Here is a 13,740-nt window from a genome sequence, read left to right on the forward strand (position 1 = left end):
TGACGCGCAAAGCTTCATGCGCCGAAGCCTCTCGCAAAGGCACCGGTGCCAATCACGCGGCGTGCAAACATCAGCGCGATGAAGGAGGGCACCCACAGCATGACTGACAGTACTGCGCCGTATTGCACGACGATCTGGTTGTTGATGAAGCTAATCATCAGCACCGGCATGGTGCGAATCTCGGGCGCGCCGATCAGCCAGGCGCCTTCGGTCTCGTAGAAGGTGCCGACGAAGGTCAAAAGCAGCGCGGCTGATATCGTCGGTGCGGCCTGCGGCAGCGTGATCGACCAGAAGACGCGCAGCGGCGTTGCACCGGCGTCGCGTGCTGCCTCTTCCATGCGCCGGTCGACATTCTGGAAGGCTGCGACCGGAATCCAGATCATCAGCATCAGCGTGCCGACGAGCTGGATCAGCACGACGCCCCAGAAGGTGCTGATCAGGCCGAGCTGCAGGAAGATACCGGCAATGGCGACGAGCAGGCCGAATTTCGGAAAGGCATGCGATGCCAGAAACGACAGGAACAGGATGTTCCTGCCGGGAAAGCGCATGCGCGCGAAGGCATAGGCGGCGGGAAGGCAGATGACGGCGGAAAGAATGGTGACCGTCGTCGTCAGCCGCAGGCTGAGGAAGAGTGCGTCCCAGACATCCCCGCGCGCCAGCGTCTGGCCCCAGAAGCGCAGGCCGAACTGCTGCGGGATCACCGAGGGGTAACGCCAGACCTCGGTGAAGGCCCATGTGCCGACGACGATCAGCGGCAGCGCGATGAACAGCGTCAGCAGGCAGGCGAAGAGCAGGCCGATCCAGTCGAAGCGCAGGCCGAAGCTCGATCTGTCGGCACTCATGGCCGGGCCTCGCGGTTGCGGGCGATCGACCTGATGTAGAGGATGCCGAAGATCAGGCAGAAGCCGAATGTGATGACGGCCTGGGTCATGGCGTTCAGCGGGTCGTTCATATCGGCGAAGGTGCGCTGCATGAACGGCCCCATCATTTCCGGCGATGCGGAGCCGAGCACATAGGGCAGGGTGAAGGCGGAGAAGATGCCGAGCACGGCGAAGGACGCGGTCACCAGCAGGGAATTGCCCATGCGCGGCAGGATGATCGAGATGAACACCCGAAGCGGCCTTGCGCCGACATCGCGGGCGGCTTCGATAGCGCTGTTCGAGACGGAGGAAAGCCCGGCGGTCAGCATCAGCACCGTTAGCGGAAGGTTGTCCCAGACGAGGCCGATGACCGGCCCCCACGGCGTCAGATAGGGCGTGCGCAGCTTGGGCAGGCCGACTGAATTCAGCAACAGGTCGACGGTGCCGTTCGGCCCGATCGTCCTGATCAGCGCATAGGCGAGAATGATCGACGGCACGAACATCGGGAAGATCGCAAGAGCCTGCACATAGGCGGCAAGTCGCCCTTGCGAGAACCGGAGGTATAGCGCGATCGGAAGGCCGATCGCCAGAAGCAGAATGCCGCAGACGGCGGTGGTCCAGAGCGTCAGCCACAGATTGCCGAGGCTGTAGCCATCGGTGAAGAAGAAGCGATAGGAGGCAAGCGAGAATTCCGTCGCGCCGTCAGGACCTCGAACGAAGATCGTGCCGACGACCGCCGAAAAGATCGGAAAGACGATCAGCCATGCGAGCAGGAGGACCGGCAGGGCAACGAGGAGGAGCCCGATAGAGCTCCCCCTGTTGATGGATCGGGGACGGCGCAGAACCGCCGGCGCAGTATCCGTGGACATCAGGTGCGGCTGATGCCCGGAGCGACGTTGCGGTACCAGCCGTCGGCGATCGCCTTTTCCCAATCGCCGCCCGGGAAGGTCGGGATGGTCGCCGGAATGACGTCGGCATATTTCTTGCGGAGATCGTCGGAGATGTGATCCCACGAGATGGCGGGGAAGCCGCCGATCTCGGTGATGATCGCTTCCTGCATTTCCTTCGTCAGCATGAATGCGGCAAGCTTGAGCGCCGCATCCTTGTTGGCGCCGTTCGAGAACACGGCGATGCTGGAGAAACCACCGCAAAGGGCGAGATCGGTAAGCTGCACAAGGCCGGTCGTATCAGGCAGCACGCCCTGGGAGATCGCCTGCAGCACCTGGTCCGACCAGACCGGCACCATGGTGACGACGCCCTGGGCGAGCAGTTGGATCGACTGGGTGTTGCCGGCCGTATAGGCGCCCTTGTCGTAGAGCGCAGGCGCGAGGTCGTTGAGGATCTTCCAGGCCGGCGTCAGCGTCTCAGTGGCGAAGTCGGCGGTGAAATTGTCGACCTTGAACTTCTTCGGATCGCGGCCATTGGCCTCATGGATAGCGCGGCGGACGAAGTTGCCGCCAGAACCGCCCTTGTCGGGACGGTTGTAGATGAACTGGCCCGGATTGGCCTTGATCCATGCGGTGAGCTGATCCCAGCTCTTCGGTGCATTCTTCGGATCGAGCTTGGTCGTGTCGTAGGCGAGAAGGACCTGCGAACCGCGATAGGGAAGGGAGTAGGGGGTATCGAAGGCTAGCGGGTTGATATGGTCGTAGCCTTCGATGTTCTCGGCGGAGAACTTCACCCAGAGCCCGGCATCGATGCCTCCGGACGGCAGACGCGGATCGAACTGCTCGAAAAGGTCGGCCTGCGGATCGGTCTTCGTCTTCAGCGCGGCGAGCGCACGGTCGGCGATGGCGCGCAGGCCATTATTGTCGCCGGCATCGGTCACCTTCAGGGCAACGCCGGGATGCGCCTTTTCGAAGGCCGGGCGGATGACGTTGTTCCAGAGGTCGACGATGTTGGCATCCGAACCGCTGTAGAGATCGATCGTGCCGGCCGCAGCCGATGCGAAACGCGGAAGAGCCAGCAGACCGGCTGCCGCCGACGATGTGATCAGAAATTCGCGTCTATTCATAATCCGTCTCCATCAGGTGTCGAGGCTCAGCCTCCGCAGGATAGTCCAAGGCCTTGCTAGCGCCGGCGCGTAACATCGACATGACAGGATCGGGCGTATCGGCAGGGAAATTGCACAGCTGTGCTGATTGCGCCGTGTGGAAATCGGCGGCAGGAGATACTATGTCTTGCGGAAAAGGAGATATCCAATGACCGAAGAACGTGCAGTCCTCGCCGGTGGTTGCTTCTGGGGCATGCAGGACCTGATCCGCCGATACAAGGGCGTGATTTCGACCCGCGTCGGCTATACCGGCGGCGATGTGCCGAATGCCACTTACCGCAACCACGGAACCCATGCCGAGGCGATCGAGATCATCTTCGACCCCGCAAGGATCAGCTATCGGGAAATTCTCGAATTCTTCTTCCAGATCCACGACCCGAGCACGCGCAACCGCCAGGGTAACGACGTCGGCTTGAGCTACCGCTCGGCGATCTTCTACGTCAGTCCTGAGCAGGAGCGCGTCGCCAGGGATACGATCGCGGACGTCGATGCATCCGGCCTGTGGCCCGGCAAGGTCGTCACCGAAGTCGTGCCGGTCAGCGATTTCTGGGAGGCCGAACCCGAACACCAGGATTATCTGGAACGGATTCCGAACGGCTATACCTGCCATTTCGTCCGGCCCGGCTGGAAACTGCCGGTCCGCCAGAAGATCGCCTGAACTTGATCAGAGCCCCATCGCCGCGCGGCTGGTTTCCAGAAGCGCGGCGACGAGATTTGCCCGTGGCGAGGATCGGGTCACAACGATGCCGACCGTGCGCATAGCGGACGAGCGGGGCAGGGGCAGCTTGACGATATCTAATCCCGCCGGCCACGGCGGCGCCCAATCCGGCACGATCGAGATCCCGAGACCGCGGTCCACCATCACCGCGATCGCCTCCAGCGCGTCGAGCTCATAACGTTCGACCGGGCGGATGCCGATCTCGCGCAGATATTCGTCTGCGATGTGACCACCCCACTGGTTGCGGTCGTAGCGGATGAACGGCGCGGTTTGCAGCAGCTCGAGCGGATCCGCCCCTTCACAGTCCCGCGGAGCGATCAAGACGAGGGGCTCCTGGCGTAGCTTGTTGAAGGTCAGCGTCTTCTGCATCGGAAATCGCGGTTCGATGATGAAGGCCGCATCCAGCGCGCCGTTCAGGACCTCGGCATAGAGGTCCATCGACGCCCCCGGCTTGAGGAAGATTTCGATCAGCGGGTACTCCTGGGCGAGACGGTGGAGAATGCCGGGAACGAGGCCGGTCAGCGCCGTATTGATCGCCCCGATCCGCATCTCGCCCGAAATCGTCGCGGTACCGGCCATCGCCTTGAGGTCGCGTGTATCGCGCACCAGATCCCTGCAGCGTTCGAGAATGGCAAAACCCGCCTCCGTCGGCCGCATCACGCGGCCGGAGCGCACCAGCAATCGCACCCCGAGCTCGGCCTCCAAAGCGCGGATGCGCTGGGCAACGGCGGCAGGCGTAAGGTTCAGCCGCTGGGCGGCCTCCGCCAGCGAGTGTCGCTCGGCAACGACGATAAAGGTTTCGAGAAAACGTGTGTCCATCGATAGTTTTTCTATCTCCTGAACAAAGCAGAAGCCATATTTTATTTACGATCCATTGCTCCGAAAGATGGCCCGACCCTATGAGGAGATGGATGAAATGGATTTCGGCCTGAAGGACAAGACGGCCCTGGTGCTTGGCGCCGGCGGCGGACTGGGCAGCGCGATTGCCGTCAAACTTGCGCGCGAAGGCGCCAGAATTGCCGCGGCGGATATCGATCTCGCCGCCGCTGAGAAGACCGCGGCTGCGATCGAATCCGAAGGCGGCAAGGCGCTGGCACTGCAATGGGACCTTTCCGATCTCGGTTCGATCGATGCGCATGTCGCTGCAATCGAACGGCAGTTCGGACCGGTCGATATCCTCGTCAACAATACAGGCGGCCCACCGCCGACCACTGTCTCCGGCCAGGATCCGGCGGTCTGGAACCAGTATTTCCAGAGCATGGTGCTTTCTGTCATCGCGATTACCGATCGCGTGCTGCCTCAGATGCGGGCGCGCAAATGGGGACGCATCGTAACCTCGACCTCGTCGGGCGTGGTCGCGCCGATCCCCAATCTCGGTATCTCCAACGCGCTGCGCCTATTATTGGTCGGTTGGTCGAAAACACTGGCGCGCGAGGTCGGACGCGACGGCATCACCGTCAACATCGTCCTGCCGGGTCGGATCGCCACCGGCCGCATCACCTTCCTCGACGAGCAGAAGGCCAAACGCGAAAACCGCTCCATCGATGACGTTGTCACTGAGAGCACCGGCAGCATTCCGCTCGGCCGCTATGGCCGGCCGGAAGAATATGGCAATGTCGTCACCTTCCTGGCGAGCGAGCCTGCCTCCTATCTGACCGGCTCGGTGATCCGCGTCGATGGCGGCATGATCCAGAGCATCTGACAGAAACCGAATTGGAACCGAACACCGATGGCCCTCAGCGCTGAAGCGATAGCAATTCTCAAGACCGTCTCGACGGCGACCCTGACGACCGTTCTTCTGAAGAAGGGCCTGCGGAACGTCTGGATCCGCGGCGCCGTTCCCCTGAAGCCCGGCCAGCCGCGCATCGTCGGCCCGGCCTTCACCCTGCGCTTCGTTCCGGCTCGCGAAGATCTGGCGACGCCGGCATCCTGGGCCTCGCCGATCTCGACACGCGCCGCGATCGAAGCGATGCCGGAAGGCTGTGTCGCCGTCGTCGACGCGATGGGCGTTACCGATGCCGGCATCTTCGGCGATATCCTCTGCGCCCGCATGCAGAAGAGAGGCGTTGCAGCCCTCGTCACCGACGGCGTCGTGCGCGACCTTGCCGGCGTGCTCGATGCCAACCTGCCGGTCTGGTGCAGCGGCGTCGCAGCACCCCCCTCGGTCGCCGGCCTCACCTTCGTCGCCTGGCAGCAACCGATCGGCTGCGGCGGCGTGGCTGTTTTCCCTGACGATATCATCGTCGTCGACCAGGACGGCGCGGTGCTGATTCCGGCCGATCTGCTCGAAGTGGTGCTGGCCGAAGCGCCGGAACAGGAGCGCGTGGAAGCCTGGATCATGACCAGGATCGATGAAGGCACGCCGTTGCCCGGCCTCTACCCGATGAACGCCGAAACCAAGGCGCTTTATGAGGCTTCGAAGAAGTAATCTCCAGGCCAGGGCGAATCGAAAGGGTCGCGGCTTCCACTGCTCGATTTGTTGACGAACCTCCCCATTTACTCGACGTCATCCTCGGCCTTGTGCCGAGGATCTGCTGGACCGGCTGCAGATACTCGGGACAAGCCCGAGCATGACGAAGAGAAGTTGGCCGACTTTGTCAGCAGTCTGACAGGCCTCAGCTTCGCGGCTCCTTTTGTTTGACTCCGATCTAAAGCTGTTCCGGAAGCTACCGCCACATCTCAATAACGAGGCACGTAATCCATGCCGCCGTCGATCCGTGCCGGGCGCCCGTCCAGAAAAAGTTCGCCGATGCGCGGCGCCGAGCGGGCGATGACTTTGCCGCGGCGGATCACTGCCAGGCGGTTGGGTTTCAGCCGCAGCGCTTCCAGCGTGTCGCTGGCCTGGAGAATGACGAGGTCGGCACTGCATCCCTTTTCCAGGCCGTAATCTGCAAGCCCCATCGTCTTCGCCGAATTGACGGTCAGCGCGTCGAAGATCTTCTTCTTGTCGTCGATGCCGGCCATTTGCGCGACATGGATGGCCATATGGCCGACCTCCAGCATGTCGCCCGACCCCATCGAATACCACGGGTCCATGACGCAGTCGTGCCCGAAGGAAACATTGAGCCCAGCATCCATCAGCTCCCGCACGCGAGTCATGCCGCGGCGTTTCGGATAGGTGTCGTGCCGGCCCTGCAGCATGATGTTGATCAGCGGATTGGGGATGACGTTGATCTCGGCCTCCGCCATCAATGGGATGAGCTTGGAGACGTAGTAGTTGTCCATCGAGTGCATCGAGGTCAGATGCGAGCCGGCGACGCGCCCCTGCAGGCCGAAGCGGATGGTTTCCGCAGCCAGCGTCTCGATATGGCGCGAGAGCGGATCGTCGGTTTCATCGCAATGGATATCGACCGGCAGGCCGCGATCGGCGGCGATGCGGCAGAGCGCCTCGACCGACGCCGTACCTTCGCCCATCGTCCGTTCGAAATGCGGAATGCCGCCGACGATATCGACGCCCATGTCGAGAGCGCGGTTGAGCGCGTCGATTGCGCCCGGCGAGCGGTAATAACCATCCTGGGGAAAGGCGACCAGCTGCAGATCGATATAGGGCGCGACCTTCTCGCGCACCTCGATCATCGCCTCGACGGTCACCAGCCTCGGATCACTGGTATCGACATGGCTGCGGATGAAGAGCAGGCCCTGCGTGACCGCCAGATCGCAATAGCGCAGCGCACGATCGACCAGTTCCTCCTTCGTCACGATCGGCCGCAACTCTCCCCAGAGCGCGATGCCCTCGAGCAGCGTGCCGGATACGTTCATGCGCGGCAGGCCGAGCGACAGGGTGGCATCCATGTGGAAATGCGGATCGACGAAAGGCGGACTGACCAGCCGGCCGGTCGCGTCGATTTCTTCCCCTGCCTGCGCCTGGAGATTAGGCTGGAGAGCGATGATCTTGCCGCCCTGGATGCCGATATCCATCCCCTTTCGGCCATCTGGGAGATTTGCATTTCTGACGATCAGATCGAACATCGGAGCCTCATTGGGACAGAAGTGGTTCAGCGTTCGCCGCGGCGATAGGGCTGCATCAGCGCCTGTGGAACGCGGGCGCGGCGGGCCATGACGGAAAGGGCGGCAATGGAAAGGATATAGGGCGTCATCAAAAAGAGCTGATAGGGCACGAGCCCGCTCAGTGCGGTTTGCAGCCGAAGCTGAAAGGCATCGAAGAAGGCGAAGAGCAGGGCGCCGAAAAGCGCGCGGCCCGGCCGCCAGGAGGCGAAGACGACAAGCGCGATGCAGATCCAGCCACGCCCCTGCACCATGGTCGGGAAAAAGCTGTTGAAGGCCGACAGTGTCAGGAAGGCGCCGCCTATTCCCATCAGCGCGCTTCCCATGATGACCGCGCCATAGCGCACCTTCATCGGATTGACGCCCTGGGCTTCCGCCGCATGCGGATTTTCGCCGGTCATGCGGATTGCAAGGCCGACGGGTGTGCGGAAGATGATGTAGGCCATCAACAGGGCGATGATGATCGCAAGATAGGTCGGCGCCGTCTGGGTGAAGAAGGCTGGCCCGATGAAAGGCAGCGTCGAGAGACCCGGAATGGCGATCGGCTGGAACGGCACGATGGTGGGCGGCGTATTGGCAAGCGGCACGATCAGCCGGAAGACATAATAGCTGAAGCTGGAGGCAAAGAGCGTGACGCCGAGACCGGACACATGCTGGGAGAGACCGAGCGTCACCGTCAGCCCCGCATGCAGCAGGCCGAAGACGCCGCCGGCCACCGCCGCAATCAGCAGGCCGGTCCAGAGATCGGCGCCGTGATAGACGAAAAGCCAGCCGATCATCGCGCCGAAGGTCATGATGCCTTCGATGCCGAGATTGAGCACACCAGCCCGTTCGCAAAGCAGTGCGCCGAGCGTGCCGAAAATCAGCGGCGTGGCGATCCGCAGGATTGCCGCCCAGAGCCCGGCGGAAGCGATGATGTCGAACAGCTGCATCATCGCCGGATCCTGTATTGGGTAAAGAACAAGGCAATCAGCATCGTCAGCAGCGACAGCGCCACCGTGACATCGGCGATATAGGTCGGGATGCCGAGGCCGCGGCTCATGCCATCCGCGCCCACGAACATGGTGGCGGTGAAAATAGCGGCGAAGACGACGCCGAGTGGATTGAGGTTGGCAAGCATGGCGACAACAATACCGGCATAGCCGAAGCCCGGCGACAGGTCGGTCGTCACATAACCCTTGACGCCCATGACCTCGATCGCTCCCGCCAACCCTGCAAGCCCGCCGGAAAGACAGGCGACCTTCACCAGCGTTCTGCCGAGCGGGACGCCGGCGAAGATGGCCCCGCCGGGGTTGAGGCCTGCGGCGCGCGACTGCATGCCGAACACGGTGCGCGACTGGACGAAATGGACGACGACCGCCAGCGCGATCGCGATCGCAAAGCCGATATGCAGGCGCGAGCGGGCGATCAGCTTCGGCAGCATGGCGTGATCGCTGACGGATTGCGACTGCGGCCAGCCGAAGGCCAGCGGATCCTTGAGGATGCCATCGATCAGCATCGAGACGAACAGCACGGCGATGAAGTTCAAGAGCAGGCTGGTGACGACCTCATCGACGGAGAAGCGCAGCCTGAGCCAGAGCGGGATCAGGATCAGCACCATGCCGGCGATGGCGCCGACCAGCAGCAGCAGCGGAATGAGGATGGGGGCGGGAAGATTGCCGAGCAGCTTCGAGCTCGCAGCAGCAACGGCGATGGCACCGAGATAGAACTGGCCCTCCGCACCGATATTCCAGAGCCGCGCCCGGAAAGCGACGGCAGCAGCAAGCCCCGTCAGCATCAGCGGCGTTGCCCGCGTCAGCGTCTCCGTCGCCGACAGCCGCGAGCCGAAGGCACCGATCAGGATGCGCCAGTAGGCATCGATAACAGGCGCGCCGGCGATTGATATCAGAATGCCGGCCAGCGCCAGTGCCGCGATGACCGCGATCACAGGCGTGACGATCAGCAGGTAAAGCGGACGGTGCTCGCGGCGCTCAAATCGCATGGCCGACCTCTGGGGTTTCCTGCCATTCGCCGGCCATCATCAGCCCCAGCCTGCGGGCATCGGCGCTTTCGGCCGCGACGGGCGGGGACAGGCGGCCGCCGACGATCGCCTGTATGCGATCGGCAAGCGCGATCACCTCGTCGAGGTCTTCCGAGATCAACAGCACGGCAGTACCCTGCCGGCGAGCTTCGAGCAGGCGGGCGTGAACGGCGGCCACCGCCCCTTCGTCGAGACCGCGCGCGGGCTGCGCGGCAATCAGGATGCGTGGCCGCCGATGCAGGTTGCGGCCGAGAATGAGCTTTTGCATATTGCCGCCCGAGAGCAGCCGGGCGCGAATGGCCGGGCCGCCGCCTCGAACATCGAACCCGTCGATAATTTCGCTCGCGAAGGCCATGCCCGCCTTGCGGTTGACGAGGCCACGGCGCGAAAAGGCCGGTGAGGCGATGCGCTCCAGTACGGTGTTTTCCCAGATCGCCATTTCGCCGATCACGCCCTCCTCATTGCGATCCTCGGGAATGCGGCCGATCCCGGCTTCGACGACATCGGAAACACTGAGATTGCCGATGGCTTCGCCAAACAGCAGCAGGTCGCCGGCGTTCCGCGCCAGCATTCCGGAGAGAAGATGCGCCAATGTCGCCTGGCCATTGCCCGAAACGCCGATGATGCCGAGGATCTCGCCCTGGTGCAGCCGGAAGCTGATCGATTTCAGCCGATCGATGCCGCCGGTGCGCACCGTCACATCGGCCGCTTCGAGGGCAACGGCGCCGGGTGTCGACGGCTCGCGCACGGGCCGCGTCACACGGCGCCCGACCATCAGCTCGGCGAGTTCGGCCTTGCTGGTTTCCGACGCTTTGCGTTCGGCAACCATCTTGCCACCGCGTAAGACCACGATGCGGTCGGCCGCGGCCATCACCTCGTCGAGCTTGTGCGAGATGAAGATCAGCGACAGGCCCTGGCGGGCCATTTCCTTCAGCGTCGTGAACAGCCGCTCGGCCTCGATGTTGGTCAGCACCGCCGTCGGCTCGTCGAGGATCAGGATGCGGGCGTCGTTATAGAGCGCCTTGAGGATCTCGACTCTCTGCTGCTCGCCGACCGACAGGTCTCCAAGGCGGGCATCCGGATCGACCTTGAGGCCGAAGCGCTCGGAAATTGTGAGCAGCTTCTTCCGTGCCGCTGACGTCCCCGAGCGCCAGGACCACAGTCTTTCCGTGCCGGTCATGACATTTTCGAGAACGGTCAGATTGGGCGCAAGCGAGAAGTGCTGATGCACCATGCCGACGCCGGCGCGGATCGCTGCACGCGGCTTGCCCTGCGGCACCTCCGCGCCCTCGATCAGGATTCGGCCGGCATCCGGCATGTAATGGCCGAAAAGGATACTCATCAGCGTGGTCTTGCCGGCACCGTTCTCGCCGAGCAGGGCGACGACCTCGCCCTTGGCCAGGGTCATGGAAATATCGTCATTGGCGAGATTGTCGCCGAAACGCTTGCTGACGCCGATGATATCCAGCACCGGCCCGGTCATGACGGCAGTCCTGCAACGGGAAAACGGTGCTGCCATCGCTCCTCGGCCTCCAGGCGGGCGGCAAGCGACAGGAGGCGCGGCTCGTGACCCATCGGCGCCATGATCTGCACCGGCAGCGGCATGGCGTGCTCATCCTGTCCGAGAGGCAGTGTCAATGCAGGAAAACCCGAAATATTGGCGAGGCAGGCAAGCGGCGCAAATGCCGTCATCCGCTCGAGATGCAGATCCGTGTCGGCATGATCGGACGGAAAGGAGCCGATCGCAAGAGGCGCAGACGAAAGCATCGGCATGAGGATGCAATCGACCCTGTCGAACAGCGCCCAGAGCTTATGGCTCACCAGGACGGCATCGTTCAACGTGTTCCAGAGCGATGTCGCCGAAAGCGCTCGTCCGCGCGCCGCGAAAGCCTGCGTCAAAGGCTCAGCCCTGCTTTCATCAAGAGCCGCCGCCTTCATGAATGCTGCAAGGTTGACGGAGACGATATCGGCGAAGGCGCGGCCGCTGGCGGCGACGCTCCATTCGAATTCGGCCCAGGCCAGTGGAACGATTTCGTGTCCGTCGCTCTCCAGCGCACGGGCCGCAGCCTCCACTGTTGCGAGCCGAACGCCCTCAGTCGGATAGACTGAGCCGGTATCGGCAAGCAGGCCGATCCGCAAACAGCCGTTGTCGATATCGACGGGGGAGGGGTCGGGAAAAGGTCCTCGCGATTTACCGCTCAGCCTGTCGAAAATTAGCGCAGTATCCCGAACGGAGCGGCAGACCGCGAGTTCGCTCGCGATACCGGCCAAGTGGTTGCCGAAGGATGGCCCGCCGGGAATGGCGCCGCGCGTCGGCTTCATTCCAACGAGGCCGCAGCAGGCAGCGGGCACACGGATCGAGCCGCCGGCATCGGTAGCATGCGCGATCGCGACGATCCCGGCAGCAACCGCTGCCGCCGCTCCGCCGGAAGAGCCGCCCGCGGTGCGTGCCGGATCGAGTGGGTTGCGACAGACGGGCCCGATCGCCGGTTCGCTTGCGAGCGAAAGGCCGAATTCCGGGCTCGTCGTCATGCCGAACAGGCAAAAGCCGGCATCGCGGAAACGGGAGGCGAGATCAGAATCCGCTTCGCCGCCCTTTCTCTCGAACAGGCGGGAGCCGGCGGTGACCGGCAGCCCGGCAAAGGGGCCGCCAAGATCCTTCGCCAAGGTCGGCACACCGGCGAAAGGCCTGATGGAAAAGCGATCGGGCTCGTTCCGCCGGTCGCTGTCGCGGGCCTCCGCCGAGGCTCGGCCCATGGCGGCATCAAGATAGGCGATCGCGCCGAGTGGCTCCTGCAGTACGGCTGCGGCAAGGGACGCCTCCATCGCCTCCGCAGCGCTCAGGCTGCCATGCCTGATCGCTGCCGCCAGATCCGTCGCATCGCCACGCATCAGCCGAATTACTTCGGCTCGTCCATCGTCTTCGGAACTTCGAAGGTGCCGGCCTTGATCTCCGCCCGCTTGGCTTCCATCGCAGCCTCGGCTTCAGCAGGCGCCACGCCCTTGACGAAGACGATATCGCTGCCACCTTCCTTCATCAGGCCGTAGGACGTGTAGTTCCTGCCGACCGGCTTTCCGGCGGCGACATCGGCAATCGCAGCGTCCAGGATCGGGCGGAAATACCACATGGCGTTGGCGAAGACCGTATCCGGATAACGCGGCGTATAGTCGATCAGCGAGCCGACCGACTTGATGCCGCGTTCCTTGGCGGCATCAGCCGTGCCTATGCGCTCGCCGAACAGGATGTCGGCGCCGGCGTCTATCTGGGCAAGACCGGCTTCACGGGCCTTCGGCGGATCGAAGAAAGTGCCGATGAACGAGACGAGGTGCTTTGCGTCCGGGTTGACCGCCTTGACGCCCGCCGCGAACGCGTTGATCAGCATGTTGACCTCGGGGATCGGAATGGCACCGACCGACCCGACGACATTCGACTTGGTCATCTTGCCTGCCAGCATGCCGGCGAGATAGGCGCCGTCATGGTTCCAGGTGCCGAAGACGCCGAAATTGTCGCCGGCTTGCTCGCCGCTCGAACCCAGGACGAAAGCGGTGTCGGGATAGTCGGTCGCGACCTGCCGGGCCTCTTTCTCCACCGCATAGGCCTCGCCGATGATCAGCTTGTTGCCCTGTTCGGCATATTCGCGCATGGCACGCGGATAATCGGTGCCGGAGACTCCTTCGGAGAAGACATATTCGATGACGCCTTCCTTCGCCGCGTCCTGCAGGGCCTTGTGCAGACAGGAGTTCCAGGCATTTTCGACCGGCGACGCATGAATGCCGGCAACCCTCAGCGGCGCAGCTGCCCTTGCCAGCGGGGCAAAGCCGCTGACCCCGAGCGCAATGCCGGACGCGATCACTGCCCGGCGTGAAATCAGGATATCTTTGGTCATTGATTGTTCCCCTTTTTTACCATTTGGTTCAAAAATCATAGTAGCGCCCAAAAATGTGTCAAGCAGCAAACAGGCTTAAAAATCAGGCTGTTCGACCCATGCTCGCCGCCGGCTCGCCGAAGCGCGGAGGCGATGGGCTGGATTTACAAGGTGTTACATCTTGGCGTGACGACGTCGGCACGATATGCAAGGATCAT

Annotated in this window: 13 protein-coding genes; 3 read left to right on the plus strand and 10 right to left on the minus strand. The window is 63.1% G+C overall.

The features are described 5' to 3' along the window. Positions 1–14: 14 nt before the first annotated feature. The 3 genes from G9X68_RS28520 to G9X68_RS28530 are packed head-to-tail and all read right to left on the minus strand — an operon-like array spanning position 15 to position 2,874. A complete protein-coding gene (locus G9X68_RS28520) occupies positions 15–842 on the minus strand; it encodes an ABC transporter permease (RefSeq protein ID WP_171605243.1) in 828 nt (275 codons plus the stop codon). Then, positions 839–1,729, minus strand: a complete 891-nt coding sequence (locus G9X68_RS28525; protein WP_171605244.1) for an ABC transporter permease — start codon at positions 1,727–1,729, stop codon at positions 839–841. Before G9X68_RS28525 ends, G9X68_RS28520 begins: the two co-directional genes overlap by 4 nt. Next, positions 1,729–2,874, minus strand: a complete 1,146-nt coding sequence (locus G9X68_RS28530) for an extracellular solute-binding protein (RefSeq protein ID WP_171605245.1) — start codon at positions 2,872–2,874, stop codon at positions 1,729–1,731. The genes G9X68_RS28525 and G9X68_RS28530 overlap by 1 nt, the downstream gene beginning before the upstream one ends. Positions 2,875–3,061: 187 nt before the next feature. Here G9X68_RS28530 and msrA point away from each other — a divergent pair, with 187 nt between their 5' ends. Next, a complete protein-coding gene (gene msrA, locus G9X68_RS28535) occupies positions 3,062–3,571 on the plus strand; it encodes a peptide-methionine (S)-S-oxide reductase MsrA (protein ID WP_171605246.1) in 510 nt (169 codons plus the stop codon). A gap of 6 nt (positions 3,572–3,577) precedes the next feature. On the opposite strand, the gene G9X68_RS28540 is transcribed toward msrA, so the two are convergent. Continuing rightward, entirely contained in the window at positions 3,578–4,450 is an 873-nt protein-coding gene (locus G9X68_RS28540) for a LysR family transcriptional regulator (protein WP_171605247.1), read from the minus strand. 97 nt (positions 4,451–4,547) lie between these two features. Here G9X68_RS28540 and G9X68_RS28545 point away from each other — a divergent pair, with 97 nt between their 5' ends. Further along, positions 4,548–5,333: an SDR family oxidoreductase gene (locus G9X68_RS28545; protein ID WP_171605248.1), complete on the plus strand. Its 786-nt coding sequence runs from the start codon at positions 4,548–4,550 to the stop codon at positions 5,331–5,333. A 27-nt stretch (positions 5,334–5,360) separates the two neighbouring features. Further along, positions 5,361–6,059: a ribonuclease activity regulator RraA gene (locus G9X68_RS28550; RefSeq protein WP_171605249.1), complete on the plus strand. Its 699-nt coding sequence runs from the start codon at positions 5,361–5,363 to the stop codon at positions 6,057–6,059. A 251-nt stretch (positions 6,060–6,310) separates the two neighbouring features. On the opposite strand, the gene G9X68_RS28555 is transcribed toward G9X68_RS28550, so the two are convergent. The 6 genes from G9X68_RS28555 to G9X68_RS28580 are packed head-to-tail and all read right to left on the minus strand — an operon-like array spanning position 6,311 to position 13,543. After that, entirely contained in the window at positions 6,311–7,600 is a 1,290-nt protein-coding gene (locus G9X68_RS28555; RefSeq protein ID WP_171605250.1) for an amidohydrolase family protein, read from the minus strand. Positions 7,601–7,626: 26 nt separating this feature from the next. After that, the gene (locus G9X68_RS28560; RefSeq protein ID WP_171605251.1) at positions 7,627–8,571 is read right to left on the minus strand and encodes an ABC transporter permease; all 945 of its coding nucleotides are present in this window, start codon (positions 8,569–8,571) and stop codon (positions 7,627–7,629) included. Then, positions 8,568–9,617: an ABC transporter permease gene (locus tag G9X68_RS28565; protein WP_171605252.1), complete on the minus strand. Its 1,050-nt coding sequence runs from the start codon at positions 9,615–9,617 to the stop codon at positions 8,568–8,570. The genes G9X68_RS28560 and G9X68_RS28565 overlap by 4 nt, the downstream gene beginning before the upstream one ends. Beyond that, on the minus strand, positions 9,607–11,139 hold the full coding sequence (locus tag G9X68_RS28570; RefSeq protein WP_171605253.1) for an ABC transporter ATP-binding protein: 1,533 nt from the start codon (positions 11,137–11,139) through the stop codon (positions 9,607–9,609). The genes G9X68_RS28565 and G9X68_RS28570 overlap by 11 nt, the downstream gene beginning before the upstream one ends. Further along, complete coding sequence (locus G9X68_RS28575) at positions 11,136–12,548, minus strand: amidase (protein WP_171605254.1); 1,413 nt, start codon at positions 12,546–12,548, stop codon at positions 11,136–11,138. The genes G9X68_RS28570 and G9X68_RS28575 overlap by 4 nt, the downstream gene beginning before the upstream one ends. Before the next feature lie 8 nt (positions 12,549–12,556). Further along, positions 12,557–13,543, minus strand: coding sequence for a BMP family protein (locus G9X68_RS28580; RefSeq protein ID WP_171605255.1), 987 nt, complete (start codon positions 13,541–13,543; stop codon positions 12,557–12,559). Positions 13,544–13,740: the final 197 nt, after the last annotated feature.

Source organism: Rhizobium changzhiense, assembly GCF_013087625.1.
GTDB classification, from domain to species: domain Bacteria; phylum Pseudomonadota; class Alphaproteobacteria; order Rhizobiales; family Rhizobiaceae; genus Rhizobium; species Rhizobium sophorae.